Source organism: Streptomyces sp. NPDC035033, assembly GCF_040636735.1.
In the GTDB taxonomy this organism is placed as follows: domain Bacteria; phylum Actinomycetota; class Actinomycetes; order Streptomycetales; family Streptomycetaceae; genus Streptomyces.
Map to the genome: position 1 here is coordinate 27,989 of NZ_JBEZUZ010000028.1, position 17,418 is coordinate 45,406.

The 17,418-nt window shown below is 73.9% G+C and carries 13 protein-coding genes; 6 read left to right on the forward strand and 7 right to left on the reverse strand.

The annotated features are described in order from the left end of the window. Positions 1-4 precede the first annotated feature (4 nt). The 3 genes from ccrA to AB0E83_RS14485 all read right to left on the reverse strand — a co-directional run bounded on the left by ccrA (position 5) and on the right by AB0E83_RS14485 (position 4,456). Entirely contained in the window at positions 5-1,342 is a 1,338-nt protein-coding gene (gene ccrA / locus AB0E83_RS14475) for a crotonyl-CoA carboxylase/reductase (RefSeq protein ID WP_362110160.1), read from the reverse strand. A 398-nt stretch (positions 1,343-1,740) separates the two neighbouring features. Further along, positions 1,741-2,574 (reverse strand): TetR family transcriptional regulator, encoded by an 834-nt coding sequence (locus tag AB0E83_RS14480; RefSeq protein ID WP_362110162.1) that lies wholly within the window; start codon positions 2,572-2,574, stop codon positions 1,741-1,743. A 100-nt stretch (positions 2,575-2,674) separates the two neighbouring features. Continuing rightward, positions 2,675-4,456: a 3-hydroxybutyryl-CoA dehydrogenase gene (locus AB0E83_RS14485; RefSeq protein WP_362110164.1), complete on the reverse strand. Its 1,782-nt coding sequence runs from the start codon at positions 4,454-4,456 to the stop codon at positions 2,675-2,677. Between the two features lie 349 nt (positions 4,457-4,805). Here AB0E83_RS14485 and AB0E83_RS14490 point away from each other — a divergent pair, with 349 nt between their 5' ends. Then, positions 4,806-5,423, forward strand: coding sequence for an adenylosuccinate lyase (locus tag AB0E83_RS14490; protein ID WP_362110166.1), 618 nt, complete (start codon positions 4,806-4,808; stop codon positions 5,421-5,423). 42 nt (positions 5,424-5,465) lie between these two features. On the opposite strand, the gene AB0E83_RS14495 is transcribed toward AB0E83_RS14490, so the two are convergent. The 3 genes from AB0E83_RS14495 to AB0E83_RS14505 form a co-directional block, all read right to left on the reverse strand. After that, positions 5,466-5,900 (reverse strand): RidA family protein, encoded by a 435-nt coding sequence (locus AB0E83_RS14495; protein WP_362110168.1) that lies wholly within the window; start codon positions 5,898-5,900, stop codon positions 5,466-5,468. 74 nt (positions 5,901-5,974) lie between these two features. After that, positions 5,975-7,585 carry an alpha/beta hydrolase gene (locus AB0E83_RS14500; protein ID WP_362110170.1) on the reverse strand — a complete coding sequence of 537 codons (1,611 nt, stop codon included), beginning with the start codon at positions 7,583-7,585 and terminating at the stop codon, positions 5,975-5,977. Positions 7,586-7,697: 112 nt separating this feature from the next. Continuing rightward, a complete protein-coding gene (locus AB0E83_RS14505) occupies positions 7,698-8,729 on the reverse strand; it encodes an Rv2578c family radical SAM protein (RefSeq protein WP_362110172.1) in 1,032 nt (343 codons plus the stop codon). A 161-nt stretch (positions 8,730-8,890) separates the two neighbouring features. Between AB0E83_RS14505 and AB0E83_RS14510 the strand changes: the two genes are divergently transcribed. Continuing rightward, a complete protein-coding gene (locus tag AB0E83_RS14510) occupies positions 8,891-9,334 on the forward strand; it encodes an SRPBCC family protein (RefSeq protein WP_362110174.1) in 444 nt (147 codons plus the stop codon). A 261-nt stretch (positions 9,335-9,595) separates the two neighbouring features. Beyond that, complete coding sequence (locus tag AB0E83_RS14515) at positions 9,596-12,058, forward strand: MFS transporter (RefSeq protein ID WP_362110176.1); 2,463 nt, start codon at positions 9,596-9,598, stop codon at positions 12,056-12,058. Positions 12,059-12,065: 7 nt separating this feature from the next. On the opposite strand, the gene AB0E83_RS14520 is transcribed toward AB0E83_RS14515, so the two are convergent. Beyond that, positions 12,066-13,211 (reverse strand): hypothetical protein, encoded by a 1,146-nt coding sequence (locus AB0E83_RS14520; protein ID WP_362110178.1) that lies wholly within the window; start codon positions 13,209-13,211, stop codon positions 12,066-12,068. Between the two features lie 173 nt (positions 13,212-13,384). Here AB0E83_RS14520 and AB0E83_RS14525 point away from each other — a divergent pair, with 173 nt between their 5' ends. Genes AB0E83_RS14525 through AB0E83_RS14535 form a run of 3 tightly spaced genes read left to right on the forward strand, consistent with a single transcriptional unit; the run spans position 13,385 to position 17,399 of the window. After that, complete coding sequence (locus AB0E83_RS14525) at positions 13,385-15,154, forward strand: hypothetical protein (protein WP_362110180.1); 1,770 nt, start codon at positions 13,385-13,387, stop codon at positions 15,152-15,154. 48 nt (positions 15,155-15,202) lie between these two features. Further along, complete coding sequence (locus AB0E83_RS14530; RefSeq protein ID WP_362110182.1) at positions 15,203-16,036, forward strand: M55 family metallopeptidase; 834 nt, start codon at positions 15,203-15,205, stop codon at positions 16,034-16,036. After that, positions 16,029-17,399 (forward strand): M20/M25/M40 family metallo-hydrolase, encoded by a 1,371-nt coding sequence (locus AB0E83_RS14535; RefSeq protein ID WP_362110184.1) that lies wholly within the window; start codon positions 16,029-16,031, stop codon positions 17,397-17,399. The genes AB0E83_RS14530 and AB0E83_RS14535 overlap by 8 nt, the downstream gene beginning before the upstream one ends. Positions 17,400-17,418 lie beyond the last annotated feature (19 nt).

Sequence of the window (17,418 nt, forward strand, 5' to 3'; positions counted from 1 at the left end):
GAGGTCAGATGTTGCGGAAGCGGTTGATGGCGTCGATGTGCTGGGCCCGCAGCTCCTCGTCGCGGACGCCGAGGCCCTCCTGGGGGGCGAGCGCGAGGACGCCGACCTTGCCCTGGTGCAGGTTGCGGTGGACGTCGTACGCCGCCTGGCCGGTCTCCTCCAGGGAGTACGTCTTCGAGAGGGTGGGGTGGATCTTGCCCTTGGCGATCAGGCGGTTGGCCTCCCACGCCTCGCGGTAGTTGGCGAAGTGCGAGCCGATGATCCGCTTCAGCGACATCCACAGGTAGCGGTTGTCGTACTGGTGCATGTAGCCCGAGGTGGAGGCGCAGGTGGTGATGGTGCCGCCCTTGCGGGTGACGTAGACCGAGGCGCCGAAGGTCTCGCGGCCCGGGTGCTCGAAGACGATGTCGATGTCCTCGCCGCCGGTCAGCTCGCGGATCTTGGAGCCGAACCGCTTCCACTCGCGCGGGTCCTGGGTGTTCTCGTCCTTCCAGAACTTGTAGCCCTCGGCGTTGCGGTCGATGACCGCCTCGGCGCCCATGGAGCGGCAGATGTCGGCCTTCTCGGGGGAGGAGACGACACAGATCGGGTTGGCGCCGCCGGCCAGGGCGAACTGGGTGGCGTACGAGCCGAGGCCGCCGGAGGCGCCCCAGATGAGGACGTTGTCGCCCTGCTTCATGCCGGCGCCGTTGCGGGAGACCAGCTGGCGGTAGGCGGTGGAGTTGACCAGGCCGGGCGCCGCCGCCTCCTCCCAGCTGAGGTGCTTCGGCTTCGGCATCAGCTGGTTGGACTTCACGAGGGCGATCTCGGCGAGGCCGCCGAAGTTGGTCTCGAAGCCCCAGATCCGCTGCTCGGGGTCGAGCATCGTGTCGTTGTGGCCGTCGGAGGACTCCAGCTCGACCGAGAGGCAGTGCGCGACGACCTCGTCGCCCGGGTTCCAGGCGTTGACGCCCGGGCCGGTGCGCAGCACGACGCCCGCGAGGTCGGAGCCGATGACGTGGTACGGCAGGTCGTGGCGCTTGGTCAGCTCGGAGAGGCGGCCGTAGCGCTCCAGGAAGCCGAAGGTGGAGACGGGCTCGAAGATCGAGGTCCAGACCGAGTTGTAGTTCACGGAGCTGGCCATGACGGCGACGAGGGCCTCGCCCGGGCCGAGCTCGGGGACCGGGACCTGGTCGAGGTGGAGCGACTTGCGGGGGTCCTTGTCGCGGCTGGCGACGCCGGCGAACATCTCGGCCTCGTCCTTGTGGACGGTCACGGCCCGGTACGACTCGGGGAGCTTGATGTTCGCGAAGTCGGCGGACGTGGCGTCCTGCGACTGGATCGCGTCCAGGATTTCCTTCACGGTGTGCCTCCGGCGGAGAGCGTCCGGGAACGGACGTCTGAGGGTTGCGTCGGGGAGTGCTGCTGCTGTGGAGGTGTGCCGTCGGTTCGGCTGGGGTGGTGCTCTGGCAGCGCCGATGGTGGGGCGCGAGGGGTGCCTGTGACGCAGGCGTCCGGGCGCACGGCCGTAGGGCTGTGGGGACAGCCGGAGCGCGGGCTTTCCCGCGCTCCGGCCGCCCGGACAACATCAACGTATGGCACGCCGTGTCACGTGACAAGGCACTGCGTGCCAACAATTTCCCTCAGATGCGAAAAGGTGCTCACGGATGAGCGATGATCGATCGAAATCGGGTGTGAGCTGCGGAAACGCCGAGTGGGCCGCACCCGTGAATCGGGTGCGGCCCACTCGGCGGACGGAGGTCAGTCCTGCTTCAGCGCCTGCTGGATGGTCCGCATGACCTCGTCCAGCGGAGCGTCGGTGCGCGCCACGGCGACCACCACGTCACCCGCGGCGGAGACCTGCGCGGCCGACGCCTCCTGCGGGGGCTGGACGGCCTGCTGCGGGGACGGGCCGGGACGGCCCGCGCCTATGCCCGTGCCGAAGGTCTCCCGGACGATCGCGAAGGCGTGGTCGAGCTGGGCCTCCACATCGCCCTGGCCGCCGGCCCGCAGCCACCGCCGCAGCACGTGGTTGTGGGCGGTGACCACCGCAGAGGCCGCCACCTCGGCGAGCAGCGGGTCGTCGTTGCCGTCGTGGTGGTCCCGCTCGTCGAAGTGGCCCAGCAGATAGCGGGTGAAGAGCCGCTCGTAACGGGCCACCGAGGCGATCTCCCGCTCCCGGAGCGTCGGCACCTCGCGGGTCAGCCGGTAGCGGGCCACGGAGATGGCGGGGGAGCCCGCGTACATCTTCATGACCTCCTTGATGCCCCGGCACACGGTGTCGAGCGGGTGCTCGTGCGCCGGGGCGGCGTTCAGCACCGCCTCCGCGCGCACCAGCGTGTCGTCGTGGTCCGGGAAGATCGCCTCCTCCTTGGACCGGAAGTGGCGGAAGAAGGTCCGCCGGGCCACCCCGGCCGCCGCCGCGATCTCGTCGACGGTGGTGGCCTCGTACCCCTTGGTCGCGAAGAGCTCCATCGCGGCGGCCGCCAGCTCCCGCCGCATCTTCAGCCGCTGCGCGGCGGCACGGGTCCCCGCCGCGCTCTCCTGAGCGTCGGACGGAGAGGTGGCACGGGGTGTCTTCACGGCCTTGGGCATGACCCGAACGTACTGCATCCGTGCAGGAAGACGCGCCTGCGGGGGCGGGCCGCCGGAGGGTTCGAGCAGCCCGCCCCAGCCCCGGCGGGGCGGGTCGGGCTCAGCGCCGGGCATATTCGCGGAAGCCGCGCCCCGTCTTGCGGCCCAGGCAGCCGGCCGCCACCAGGTGCTCCAGAAGGGGCGCGGGAGCCAGGCCCGGGTCGCGGAACTCGCGGTGCAGCACCTTCTCGATGGCGAGCGAGACATCCAGGCCGACCACGTCCAGGAGCTCGAACGGGCCCATCGGGTAGCCGCCGCCCAGCTTCATCGCGGTGTCGATGTCGTCCAGCGTCGCGTAGTGCTCCTGGACCATCTTGACCGCGTTGTTCAGGTACGGGAACAGCAGCGCGTTGACGATGAAGCCGGCCCGGTCGCCGCAGTCCACGCCGTGCTTGCGGATCTTCGCGGTGACCTCGCGGACGGTGGCGTGCACGTCGTCGGCGGTCAGCACCGTCCGGACGATCTCGACCAGCTTCATCGCCGGCGCCGGGTTGAAGAAGTGCATGCCGATGACGTCCTGCGGACGGCCGGTGGCCTTGGCGCAGGCCACGACCGGCAGCGAGGAGGTCGTGGTGGCGAGCACCGCGCCCGGCTTGCAGATCTTGTCCAGGCGGGCGAACAGCTCCTGCTTGATCCCCAGGTCCTCGGCGACCGCCTCGACCGCCAGGTCGACCTCGGCGAAGGCGTCCAGCGAACCGGCCGGGGCGATCCGGGCCAGCGTCTCGTCGCGGGCCTCGGCGGTCAGCCGGCCCTTGCTCACCGAGCGCTCCAGCGACTTCGCGATGTACGCCTTGGCCGCGTCCGCCTTCTCCTGCGAGCGGGCGGCGAGGACGACGTCGTACCCGGCCTTGGCGAAGACCTCGGCGATGCCGGAGGCCATCGTGCCCGAGCCGGCCACGCCCACCGAGCGGACCTCGCGGGCCGTGCCGCCGGCGTCCGAGGCCGCCGGGGTCAGCGCGTCGGCGACCTTCTCGGCCGAGCCGGGCGCCGCGTACGTGTAGAAGCCGCGGCCCGCCTTGCGGCCGGTCAGACCGGCCTCGGAGAGCTGCTTGAGGATCGGCGCGGGGGCGTGCAGCCGGTCGTGGGACGCCTGGTACATGGCCTCCAGGACGGTGCGGGCGGTGTCGACGCCCACCAGGTCGAGCAGCTCCAGCGGGCCCATCGGCAGGCCGCAGCCCAGCTTCATGGCCGCGTCGATGTCCTCGCGGGAGGCGTAGCGGGCCTCGTACATGGCGGCGGCCTGGTTCAGGTAGCCGAAGAGCAGCCCGTCCGCGATGAAACCGGCCCGGTCGCCGACCGCCACCGGCTCCTTGCCGAGGTCCTCGGCGAGCCGGGTGACCGCGTCGACCGCCCGCGGGTCGGTCAGCACCGAGGAGACCACCTCGACCAGCCTCATCGCCTGGACCGGCGCGAAGAAGTGCAGGCCGAGGACGCGCTCCGGGTGCGCCGAGTCGGCGGCGAGCCGGGTCACCGAGAGCGCGTTGGTGCCGGTGGCGAGGATCGCGTCGGGCCGGACGATGCCGTCCAGCGCCCGGAAGACCTCCTGCTTGGTCTCGTACGACTCCGGGACCACCTCGATGACGAGGTCGGCCGCGGCGGCGGCCTGGAGGTCCGAGTAGACGCGGAAGCGCGCCAGCGCGTCCTGCCGCTCGTCCTCGGTGATGCGCTCGCGGGCCACCGCGCGGGCGGTGGACGCCTCCAGGGCGGCGACGGCCCGCGCGGCGGCGGACTCGCTGACGTCGATGCCGACGACCTCACGGCCGGCCCGGACGAGGACGTCGGCGATGCCGGTGCCCATGGTGCCGAGGCCGACGACGGCGATGGTGGAGAGAGGGGTGTCCATCAGGGGACTCCTGGGAGGAAGAGTGACGACTGAAGGCGGTGCGCGCGGAAAAGGGGCGCGGGAAATGCCGAGGGCGCGGCCGGCCGTCCGGAGACGGCACCGCGGCGTACGGGAACGCGGCCCCGGTGCACGGCGGCGAGGGGCTGGAGAAAAGGGGAGACGTGGGGCTCTGTCCCTGAGCCACGTCGAGAACTGCCGAACCGACCAGCGCTCACCACGGCTGCGTCACCAGGCCGTGGCGAGAAGTGCGGGGGTTCCCCGCTCACTTGAGATTAACCGGCGGGTAACGAGCGCGCCAGTCCTGGGAAGTCGAGAAAATGTGATGTGGATCGCGGATAGCCTCGGATTCATGGAAATCGCCGAGGGCAACTCCGAGGATCCCGAATTCTGCTCGATGATCGATCGATTGCGCGATGAGATCGAGAACGAAGAAGGACGTCTTCCCGCCGCATTCGGAGAACTCGCCCGCACCACCGATCCCGAGGAACTCCACCGCCGGCTCACCGCCCCCGGCCAGCCGCTCTGGGCGCGCGAGATCGCCGCCTACCGGCTCGGCACGGCCGGCGACCCGCGCGCCTTCGAGGCCCTGGTCCTCCTCCTCAACCACCGGGACCCCGAGCGGTGCGTCACCGCCGCCCACGCCCTCGTCCGGCTCGGCGACCCGCGCACCGCCCGGGCCGCCGCCGCCCTCGCCACCAATGAGCTCCGGGCCGCCTACGCGCTCCTGCCGGTCCGGCTCCTGGCCGATCTGCGCGCCCCGGAATCGGTGCCGGCCCTCGTCACCGTCCTGGAGCGGCGGCTCGCGGCCGGCGACCCCCACTGGCGGGTCGGCCTCGCCTGCGTCGAGGGCCTCGGCGCCCTCGGCGACCCGCTGGCCCGGGACGTCCTCGAAGCGGCCCTCCCGCACCCCCGCCTCGGCCGCGCCGCCGAGCGCTCCCTGACCCTCCTCGGCGGCCCGGGAGCCTGATCGGCCTCCGGACCGCCGAGAAGGGACGCGCGCGCCGACGGGTCAGCCGGGGCTCCGGACGCCCGCCCCGGCCCGCTCCTCCGGGACGAGGGCGAACGCCTCCACCTCCAGCAGCAGCTCGGGCCGGACCAGCGCGGCCACCTGCACGGCGGAGCTCGCGGGCAGCGGCAGCCCGGCGAAGGCCGCGTCCCGCGCCTCCCGCAGGGCCGGCAGGTGCGCGACGTCCGTGAGGAAGTACGTCAGCTTCACCACGTCCCCGAAGCCCGCCCCGGCGGCGGCCAGGCAGCGGTCCAGGTTGGCGAAGACCTGCCGGGCCTGGGCGGCCGGGTCCCCCGCGCCCACCACGGCCCCCGAGGCGTCGAGGGCGATCTGGCCGGAGACCGCGACGAGGCGGCCCGTGCCGTGGACGACGTGGCTGTACTGCGGGCTGGGCGCGATGCCCTCCGGGGCGGGGACGTGGGTCAGATGACGGGTCATGCCCCCATCCTCGCGCACGCCGCCGGCAACGCCCGTGCGGGACGGGGGCGTTGCCGGCGGCGGGGACCCGAGGATCAGCGCACGTGGCCGAGGAGGCCGTGGAGGACCGTGCCGGCCGTCCGGCCCCGGGCCGCCGCCTTCTTGCCGGCGGTCTTCGGCGCGGCGGCCGGCTCGGGCTCGGGGCCCGGCAGGGCGGCGCAGACGGCGTCCGCCTCGGAGCCGTTCCCGGCGCGCGGCACGGTGCCGTCGGCGAGGTAGGCGCTCAGGTGCTCGTCGAGGCAGTCGTTGCCCGCGAGGGTCACGCCGTGGTTCCCGCCGCCCTGCTCGACGACCAGGCTGGAGCCGCGCAGCATCCGGTGCAGGGCGAGCCCGCCCTCGTACGGGGTGGCGGCGTCGTCGGTGGCCTGGAGGACGAGGACCGGCGGCAGCTGGTCGTTGGAGACGTTCGGCGGGGTGAGCGGCTCCACCGGCCAGAACGCGCACGGCGCGTTGTACCAGGCGTTGTTCCAGGTGGAGAAGGGTGCCTTGGCGTGGACCTCCCAGTTGTCCTTCCGCCAGACGTTCCAGTCCCGGGGCCAGGCGGCGTCCCGGCACTGGACCGCGGCGTAGACGGAGTAGCCGTTGTCGGCGGCGGAGTCCGCCTCGCCGTACCGCTCGTAGGCGGCCGTCAGCGGAGCCGGGTCGCGGTCGACGGCGTACGCGGCGAAGGCCTTCGCGAGCTCCGGCCAGTAGCCGTCGTAGTAGCCACCGGGCAGGAAGGTGTCCTCCAGCTCGCCCGGCCCGACCTTGCCGCCCGCCGGGGAGTCGCGCAGCTCCTCGCGCATCCGGTACCAGGCGGCCTCGACCGCCGCCGGGTCCTTCCCGAGGCCGTAGACGCCGTCGTGCTTCGCCACCCAGGCCATGAAGTCCTTGTGGCGGCCGTCGAAGGCGTAGTCCTGCGCGATGTTGTCCTCGTACCAGACGCCGTTCGGGTTGACCACGGAGTCCAGCGCCATCCGCCGCACCCGCTCCGGGTGGAGGCGGGCGTAGACGGCGCCCAGGTAGGTGCCGTACGAGTAGCCGAGGTAGTTGATCCGCTCGGCGCCCAGCGCCCGCCGGATCAGGTCGAGGTCGCGGGCGGTGGAGACGGTGTCGATGTGCGGGAGGACGTCGGCGTGCTTCTTGCCGCAGGCGGCGGCGAAGGCCTGGGCGCGCTCCAGGGCGGTCCGCTCGGCCTCGGCGTCGCGGGGCACCGAGTCGGGACGGACCGGGTCGAAGTGGCCGGGCCGGCAGTCGAGCGCGGGCTCGCTCTTCCCGACGCCGCGCGGGTCGAAGCCGATGACGTCGTACTCGGCGGCGACCTTCGCGGGCAGCGAGGCGGCGACGTAGCCGGCCATGCCGCGTCCGCTGCCGCCCGGGCCGCCGGGGTTGACCAGGAGCGGGCCCTGGAAGGTCTTGGCGGTGTGCGGGATCCGGGTCAGCGCGAGCGAGATGCTCCGGCCGGCCGGGTCGTCGTGGTCGAGCGGCACCCGGAGGGTGGCGCACTGGAGCTTCGGATACGCCTTGGTGCCGCAGGCGGTCCAGGAGAGCGTGGGGAGGGGGCGGGGAGTCGGTTCACCGGTGCTCGCGGCGGAGGCGGGCAGGACGGCGACCGTCCCGGCGACCAGTGCCCCAGCGGCGATCAGCATTCCTGCGCGGGTGGTCATGGAACGTGAACTGCCCCGCGCGGCGCGGGACACGGCCTGCCGCGCCGCTGTTCGACCCGAACGGAGGGCGTGATGACGGCGTGTCAGGTGAACCTCCGGCGTGTCGCCGGGCTCAGAGGAGGGTGAGCTGTTCGGGGCCGCCGGCCGGCGGGGCGGGGGAGGGGCGCGGGAGGCGGCGCGGGGCGCCCCGGTCGGCCGGGCCGATGCCGTGCTCGGCGGCCAGCTCGTGGACCTGGCGGGTGATCCGGCGCTGGTACCAGGTCGGCGCGTAGGCCCCGCCCGCGTACATCCGCTCGTACCGGCCGACCAGGTGCGGGTGGTGGCGGGCGAGCCAGCTCGTGAACCACTCGCGGGCGCCGGGCCGCAGGTGCAGGACGAGCGGGGTGACGGAGACGGCGCCGGCCTCGGCGACGGCGCGGACGGTGGCGCGCAGCTGCTCGGGGGAGTCGCCGAGGAAGGGGACGACGGGGGCCATGAGGACCCCGCAGCCGATGCCGCGCTCGCCGAGGGCGCGGACCACGTCGAGGCGGCGGCGCGGGGAGGGCGTGCCGGGCTCGATCGTGCGCCACAGCTCCTCGTCGGTGAAGCCGACCGAGACGGAGACGCCGACCTCGGTGACCTCGGCGGCCTGGGCGAGCAGCTCCAGGTCGCGCAGGATCAGGGTGCCCTTGGTGAGCAGGGAGAAGGGGTTCGCGCGGTCGCGCAGGGCGGCGAGGATGCCGGGCATGAGGCGGTAGCGGCCCTCGGCCCGCTGGTAGCAGTCGACGTTGGTGCCCATCGCGATGTGGGCGCCCTGCCAGTGGCGGGAGGCGAGCTGCCGGGCGAGGAGCTCGGCGGCGTTGACCTTGACCACGATCTGGGTGTCGAAGCCGAGGCCGGTGTCGAGGTCGAGGTAGGCGTGGGACCTGCGGGCGAAGCAGTACACGCACGCGTGCGTGCACCCCCGGTAGGGGTTCACGGTCCATTCGAACGGCATCCGGGAGGCGCCCGGGACCCGGTTGAGGATGGTGCGGGCCCGGACCTCGTGGAAGGTGATCCCGCGGAACTCGGGCGTGTCGAAGGTGCGGGTCGTGATCGCGTCCGCGCCGAACAGGGCGGCGTCGGCGGGCACGGGCGCGGTCTCGCCCAGGTGGTCCCAGCGCATGACGCCTCCTCGATCGACTTCGCTCGTACGTTCGACTCTCTCTCCTCGCAGAATAGAACATCTGTTCCCTTGATCGTCGCAACCCGGATTTCGTGCCCCGGAGGGCTCGTGGTTCGCTTGGCCCACACCCCCTTGGACAACCACGAGCTGGAGGAAATGCGATGGCGCAGGTCGAGGCCACGACGGAACGGATCATCGCGGCGGACGCGGAGACCGTGTTCGACACGCTGGCCGACTACAGCGGCACGCGCGCGAAGCTGCTGCCCGAGCACTTCAGCGAGTACGAGGTGCGCGAGGGCGGCGACGGCGAGGGCACCCTCGTCCACTGGAAGCTCCAGGCCACCAGCAAGCGCGTCCGCGACTGCCTCCTGGAGGTCACCGAGCCCACCGACGGGCAGCTCGTCGAGAAGGACCGCAACTCCTCCATGGTCACCACCTGGACCGTGACCCCGGCCGGCGACGGCAAGTCCCGCGCCGTCGTCACCACCGTCTGGAACGGCGCCGGTGGCGTCGGCGGCTTCTTCGAGCGGACCTTCGCCCCCAAGGGTCTCGCCCGGATCTACGACGTCGTGCTCGCCAACCTGGCGGCCGAGACCGAGAAGTAACGCCCGGAGCGTTCACCGATTCGAGTGGATTCCCCGCCGCCCCCGTACCGGCGCCCGGCGCGCCCGAGGGGTGCGGGGAGTTCCGCAAACGCGCTGATGAGCGCCGCAAGTGCCCCCTCGTGCCCCGCTGTTCACCCCTCCCGGGGCCACCACCCGCCCGTACCGCCCGACTTGCTCCCGCTTCGCGCCCGATGCGAAGAATGGCCCGGCGCCGGGGCCGCTCCTGAGGCCCGGGCGAGGCCGTGACGAGGGGAGCCGTACGTGGGTGCGAGCACACTGGTGAAGGACGCCCAGGGAGCCGCAGCGCTCCCCGAGGCCGGACCGCCCGCCGGCCCCCCGCCGCCGCCCCCGGCCGAGACCCCCCTCGACCCCCGCCGCGTCCGGCTCGTCTTCTTCGGTCTCATGCTCGCACTGCTCCTCGCCGCGCTGGAGCAGATGATCGTCGCCACCGCCCTGCCGAAGATCGTCGGCGAACTCCAGGGCCTGGACCGGATGTCCTGGGCGATCACCGCCTACCTGCTGACCTCCACCATCGGCCTGCCCGTCTACGGCAAGCTCGGCGACCTCCTCGGCCGCAAGGGCGTCTTCCTCTTCGCCATCGTCGTCTTCGTCATCGGCTCCGGACTCGCCGGCTGGTCCCGCACCATGGACGAGCTCATCGCCTTCCGCGCCCTCCAGGGCGCCGGCGCCGGCGGCCTCATGATCGGCGTCCAGGCGATCATCGCCGACATCGTCCCGGCCCGCGAACGCGGCCGCTACATGGGCCTGATCGGCGCCGCCTTCGGCCTCGCCTCCGTCGCCGGACCGCTCCTCGGCGGCTTCTTCACCGACCACGTCTCCTGGCGCTGGTGCTTCTACTTCAACGTGCCCTTCGGGCTCGTCACCCTCGCCGTCGTCGCCACCGTCCTCAAGCTGCCCAGGCCGAAGGCCCGCGCCCGCTTCGACGTCCTCGGCACCCTGCTCCTCGCCGCCGCCTCCACCTGCCTGGTCCTGCTGACCAGTTGGGGCGGGACCGAGTACGACTGGGACGACCGGGTCATCCTCGGCCTCGGCTGCGGCGCCGCCGGAACCGTCCTGCTCTTCCTCGTCGTCGAGCACTTCGCGCCCGAACCCCTCATCCCCCTGCGCCTGTTCCGCGACTCCGTCTTCACCGTCACGTCCCTCGTCGGTGCCGTCGTCGGCATCGCCCTCTTCGGCGCGGCCAGTTACCTGCCGACCTTCCTCCAGATGGTCGAGGGCGCCACCGCCACCGAGTCCGGGCTGCTCATGCTGCCGCTCATGGGCGGGATCGTCGTCGCCTCCGTGGTCTCCGGCCGGCTCATCAGCCGCACCGGCCGGTACAAGGTCTACCCGCTGCTCGGCTCCGCGCTCGCCGTCACCGGCATGGCCCTGCTCTCCCGCATGGACATCGGCACGCCCCGCCTCACCCACAGCCTCTGGCAGGCCGTGCTCGGCACCGGCATCGGCCTGATCATGCCGGTGCTCATCCTCGCCGTGCAGAACTCCGCCCGCCCCGCCGACCTCGGCACCGCCACCAGCGCCCACAACTACTTCCGCCAGATCGGCGGCAGCGTCGGCGCCGCGATCTTCGGCACCCTCTTCGCCGCCCGCCTCGACTCCGCCCTCGCCGACCGGCTCCCCGCGCTCCAGGGCTCCGCCACCGAAGGGGCCGCCGCCCTGCCGCCCGCCGAGGCGATCACCCCGCAGACCGTGCACGCCCTGCCGCCCGCCCTGCGCGACCTCTACGTCCAGGCGTACGCGGACGCCATGCCGCGCGTCTTCCTCTACCTCGTGCCGGTCCTCGTGCTCGGCCTCGTCCTCGCCTTCTTCCTCAAGGAGAAACCGCTGGTGTCCCACCACACCCCCGCCACCGAGGCCCCCGACGCCTACCTCGACACCGGCGTCCAGGCCGTCCCGCACGCCCGCCACGCCGCCCCCGCCCCGGCGCCCGCCGCACCCCTCCACGCCGGGGTGCCCGTCTGCGGCACCGTCCAGCACCACGACGGCAGCCGCGTCCCGCGCGCCGCGCTCACCCTCATCGACGTCGGCGGACGCCAGATCGGCCGCGGCGCCAGCGGCGAGGACGGCCGGTACGCCCTCAGCGTCCCCGGCAGCGGCGCGTACGTGCTGATCGCCGCAGCCGGCGGCCACCAGCCGCAGGCCGTCTCCGTCACCGTCGGCGACCGCCCGGTCGAACTCGACGTGGTCCTCGGCGGCGCCGGCCGCCTCGCGGGCACCGTCCGCACCGCCGACGGCACCCCCGTCCGGGACGCCGCCGTCACCCTCACCGACGTCCGCGGCGAGGTCGTCGCCTCCACCCGCAGCGGACGCGAGGGCGGGTACGTGATCACCGAACTGGTCGCCGGCGAGTACACCCTCGCCGCCAGCGCCCCCGCCTTCCGGCCCGCCGCCGTCCCGGTCAGCGTCCAGTCCTCCCGCGAGACCCGCCAGGACATCGAGCTGGCGGGCGGCGCGGTCCTGCGCGGCACGGTCAGGGCCGGCGGCGGGCGCCTGGTGGAGGACGCCCGGGTCACCCTGCTCGACGCGGCCGGGAACGTCGTCGACACCCTCACCACCGGCCCCGACGGCACCTTCCGCTTCGTCGACCTGTCCTCCGGCGAGTACACGGTCATCGCCGCCGGCTACCCGCCCGTCGCCACCGTCCTCCAGGTGGCCGGCGGCGGCCGCACCGAACGCGACCTCCACCTCGGCCACCAGGACTGACGACCGCTCAGGAGGCGGTCGGGGCCGCCTTGCGCAGGGCGGCGACGCAGCTGCCGATCGCCTCCTGGAGGGCTTCGAGGCGCTGGAGCATGTCCTCCTCGTAGATCTCCTCCTCCAGCACCTCGTCGAGGGTCAGCTCCTCGAAGACCTTCGTGGCCTTCTGGAGGGAGCTGTAGAAACGGGTCCGGCGCTCCTGCACCCGCAGCGCCGGGTCCTCCTCGACCGCCCTGGCGACCAGGCCCTTCACCGTCTCGTACGCCTCGCCGGCCCACTCGCCGGCCTCCTCCGAGTCGTCCAGCTCGTCGATCAGCGACAGATGGCGCTCGGCCTCCGCGCGCACCTCGGCCGGCGCCTCCACGGTCTGCCCGGCCGGGGTCCTGATCTGCCCGTTCTCGACGATCTGGCGGACGTAGCCGATCCGGTCGGCGACCTTCGCCTCGCTCGCCACCGCCTTCTTCAGGCCGTCGGTGCGGGCGATGGCCCGCGCCATCTCCGTCTGGAGCGCCGGGTCCTCCTTCATCCGGTCGAGCAGCGCCCCGCGCGCCGCCTCCGCCGTCCCCGGGTCGGCGAGGATCGCGGCCCGCAGCGCCGTCGGGTTCTCCGCCACCTCCAGCGCCTTCGTCGGCCGGATGCCCTCCGCCTCGGCCGCCGCGCTGATCGCCTGACCGCGCACGGAGGACGCGCTGTTGCGGGAGGTGTAGTACGACAGCCAGACGTCCGCGTCCGGCAGGTCGACGTCGGCGCCGGGCTCCAGGACCTCGAACTGCGGCACCAGACCGTCGTCCGCAGCCATGTCCCACGCCTTGTAGTGGCGCATCACCCGCTCCGGCGAGCACCCCGCGAGCGCGGCGAACGCCCGTGCCGACACCTTCCGCGCCGCCGTCCCCTCGGCCGGCTGCCCGCCGGGCCGCACGCTGCGCGCCACCTTGAGCGCGAAGGTCCAGCCACCGGTCCGGGCGTAGACCCCGAACTCCCGGGCGTCCCGGACGACGACCGGGTCGTGGTCGGCGGGGTCCTCCTCCTCGGGCGCCGGGACGTCCTGGGGTTCCGCGGCCTGCGGGACCCAGAAGCCCTCCTCCGGCTCGGCGGCGGGCTCGGCGGTGGCGGCGGGCGTGGCGGGGGTGGTGTCGGACGGGTCGAGGGCGATGGTCACCGAGGGCTCTCCGGTCGGTCGGTCGGGACAACTGCGGCCGACAGCCTATACGTACCCCTTGGCGATGTTTGGCCCGATTCCGGAACCGGGCCGCCGGACAAAGGGATGGTGCCCGGAAGGGCCGTCGGGCAGGATGCCCCCATGATCCACGGAATCGAGACCCGCCCCGCGCGGTGAGCGCCCCGCCCGCGCGGCCGACGCCCGCGCCCTCCCTCCACGCGTACGCCCTGGGCCTCGGCGCCGCCGCTCCCGGCGCCGTGCCGCCCCCGGGCGGCCACCCCCTCCCCGACACGGCACGGCCGTCGGGCGGAGCACGGCCCCGCCCGCCCCACCGGGAGGCCCGCGCGACCGTCGCCCGCCTCCTGCTCGCCGGAGCGACCGGGGCCGACACCGACCGCGCCGCCGCCGAGACCGAACGCGCGCTCGTCGCCTGCGGCGTCCGCGAGCACCTCGTCTTCCACTCCGCCGCCGCGCTCGACCCCGGCGACCCGGCCGCCGCCCGCGCCCTGGCCCGGCGGCTCGTCCGCGGCGGCACGACCGTCCACGGCGTGGCCGCCGGACTCGGACTGCTCGTGCGGCTCGGCGAACCCGAGGACGTCCCGTACCTGCGCGCCCTCGGAGCGCTCGACGGCGTCTTCCGGTACGCCTACGAGGCCCTCGACCCCCTGGACCGGCCCGCCGCCGCCCTGCTCTGGCTGACCCACTACCCCCTGAACGGGCCGCGCCGGCTCGTCGAGGCCGTCGCCGAGCGCGATCACGCCGCCGTGCGGGAAGCGCTCCTCGGGCTCGCCCCGCGCGACCGGCGGATGGGGCCCGACCACGCCCGCCGCGTCGCCGAGGCCACCGGCCTCGCGGAACTCCTCGACCGGGCGCCCGAGGACACGGCCCTCCTCGCCCAGGCCCTGCGGCTCCTCGCCCGGACGGTCGCCCAGGGCGACCACGGGGTCGAGATCCTGGAGTACGCCGACGCCGTCGCCCTCTACGGGACCGTGGCCGAACGGGCCCGCCTGCTGCCCCCGGACCCCGGCCACCAGGCCCGGCTCCTCACCCTCGCCCAGGACCTCCACAGCGGCGCCTCCCACCTCCTCGACTGGGCCCCCGGCCGGCGCGAGGCCGTCCTCGGACGGCTCCTGGACGCCGTGCGCGAACCCGCGGGGACGGGACGGCGGGCCGACTGGATCCGGCGCACCGCCCGGCACCTGCGCGCGGCGCGCCCCGACACCCCCGCCGCCGCGCCCCGGCTGCGGATCGAGGTGGCGGTCCCCGACCCGGCCGGGCCGGAACCCGTCGAGACCCGGCCTCTGGTCGACGGGCGCCCGATCCTGCCCGGAGCCTTTCCGCAGGGGCGGGGCGACACCCCCGAGGAACTCCTCGACACGGGCTCCCTGCGGGCCGGCGCCGAACCCCGCCCCGTACGGCTCGGCGTCACCTCCTGCGCCGAGGCCTGCTGCGGCGCCCTCTACGCCACCGTCCGCCGCGAGGGGGCGCACGTGGTGTGGAGCGGGTGGCGGCGGCCCGGCCGGGAGCCGGAGCTCCCCGCGTACCGCTTCGACGCCGATGCCTACGACGCCGAGATCGCCCGCGCGGAGCACGACCACGGCTGGACCTGGCCGGCCCGGCACACCGCCCGCCTGATCACCGCCGGGCTCCGCGACCGGCCCGAAGCGCTCACCCGCTGGGGCCTGCGGCAGGGCTGGATCAGCACGGACTTCAGGGACCCCGACGTCACCGTCGTCACCTTCACGGGCCCGCCCCCGGACGGCGCCGGCGGGCGGGGCCCGTTCTACACGTGGCACCTGCCCGACGACGGCGGGCCACCCGCGGAACGCGCCGCCGAGGCGCTGCGCCGCATGTCCGAGACGGATCCGCGGACCTTCGCGGAACGGCCCCGGCCGACCGGCGCCGGCCCTTCCCCCGGCACCAGTGGTCCACTCCAACGGTAGTTGTCCACAGGGGTGGTACGGCCCCCGGGCGGAGCGTACGGTTCCCCCATGAAGATCCTCATCAGCGCCGACATGGAGGGCGCGACGGGCGTGACCTGGCCCGCCGACGTGCTCCCCGGCACGCCGCAGTGGGAGCGCTGCCGGCCGATGTTCACCTCCGACGTGAACGCGGCGGCGCTCGGCTTCCTCGACGGCGGCGCCGACGAGGTGCTGGTGAACGAGGCGCACTGGACCATGCGGAACCTGCTCCTGGAGCGGCTCGACGACCGCGTCCAGATGCTCACCGGCCGGCACAAGTCGCTCTCCATGGTCGAGGGCGTCCAGCACGGCGACGTCGACGGCATCGCCTTCGTCGGCTACCACACCGGCGCCGGCGCCGAGGGCGTCCTCGCCCACACCTACCTCGCCAACTCCATCACCGGCGTCTGGCTGAACAGCCGGCGGGCGAGCGAGGGCGTGCTCAACGCGCACGTGGCCGCCGAGTACGGCGTCCCCGTCGTCCTCGTCACCGGCGACGACCTCACCTGCGAGGACGCCCTCGGGTACGCCCCCGAGGCCCTCAAGGTCGCCGTCAAGGACCACGTCTCCCGGTACGCGGCGGTGTGCCGGACCCCCGCCCGCACCGCCGCCGACATCCGGGCCGCCGCCCGGGAGGCCGCCGCCCTCGCCGTCCGCCACGAGCCGGTCCACGCCGGGCCGCACACCGTGGAGGTCGAGTTCGACGCCGAGCACCTGGGTGCCGCCGCCACGGTGGTTCCCGGCGTGGTGCGGAGCGGCGAACGGCGCGTCGCCTACACCAGCGCGACGATGTACGAGGCGATCCGCACGTTCAAAGCGGTCACGACGATCGTCTCGGCCGCCGTGGAGGAGCAGTATGGCTAGCAGCACGTCCCCCGCGGACACGTCCTCCCCGGACGCGTCCCCCGCGGGGCCGGACGCGACGGCGCTCGACGAGGTCGTCGCCCTCACCTCCGACCTCATCCGCATCGACACCACCAACCGCGGCGGCGGCGACTGCCGCGAGCGCCCCGCCGCCGAGTACGTCGCCGAACGACTCGCCGACGCCGGGCTCGAACCGACCCTCCTGGAGCGCGCCCCCGGCCGCACCAACGTCGTCGCCCGCATCCCCGGCACCGACCCGGCCGCCCCGGCGCTCCTCGTCCACGGCCACCTCGACGTCGTCCCCGCCGACCCCGCCGAGTGGACCCTCCCCCCCTTCTCCGGCGAGGTCCGCGACGGCGTCGTCTGGGGCCGGGGCGCCGTCGACATGAAGAACATGGACGCGATGGTCCTCGCCGTCGCCCGCTCCTGGGCCCGCCAGGGCGTCCGGCCGCGCCGCGACATCGTCCTCGCCTACACCGCCGACGAGGAGGACAGCGCCGAGGACGGCTCCGCCTTCCTCGCCGACCGGCACGCCGCCCTCTTCGAGGGCTGCACCGAGGGCATCAGCGAATCCGGCGCCTTCAGCTTCCACCCCCAGCCGGGCATGACCCTCTACCCCATCGGGGCCGGCGAACGGGGCACCGCCTGGCTCAAGCTCACCGCCCGCGGCCGGGCCGGCCACGGCTCCAAGGTCAACGACGCCAACGCGGTCACCCGCCTCGCCGCCGCCGTCGCCCGCATCGGCGACCACACCTGGCCCGTCCGGCTCACCGCCACCGTCCGCGCCGCCCTCGCCGAACTGGCCGCCCTGCACGGCATCGACGTCGACCTCGACGACCCCGGCCTCGACGTCCCGGTCCTCCTCGACAAGCTCGGCCCGGCCGCCGCCCTCGTCGAGGCCACCGTCCGCAACAGCGCCAACCCGACCATGCTCCAGGCCGGGTACAAGTGCAACGTCATCCCCGGCCAGGCCGTCGCCTACGTCGACGGACGGATGCTGCCGGGCGCCGAGGAGGAGTTCGCCGCCACCATGGACCGGCTCACCGGCCCGGACGTGGAGTGGGAGTTCCACCACCGCGAGGTCCCCCTCGAAGCCCCCGTCGACTCCCCGACCTTCGCCAAGCTCCGGGCCGCCGTCGGGCGCTTCGACCCGGACGGGCACGCCCTGCCCTTCACCATGTCCGGCGGCACCGACGCCAAGCAGTTCTCCCGGCTCGGCATCACCGGCTACGGCTTCTCGCCGGTGAAGCTGCCCCCCGGCATGGACTACGGGGCGATGTTCCACGGCGTCGACGAACGCGTCCCCGTCGACGCCCTGCACTTCGGCGTGCGGGTGCTCGACCACTACCTGAAGACCGCTTAGCACCGGAAGACCGCACGAC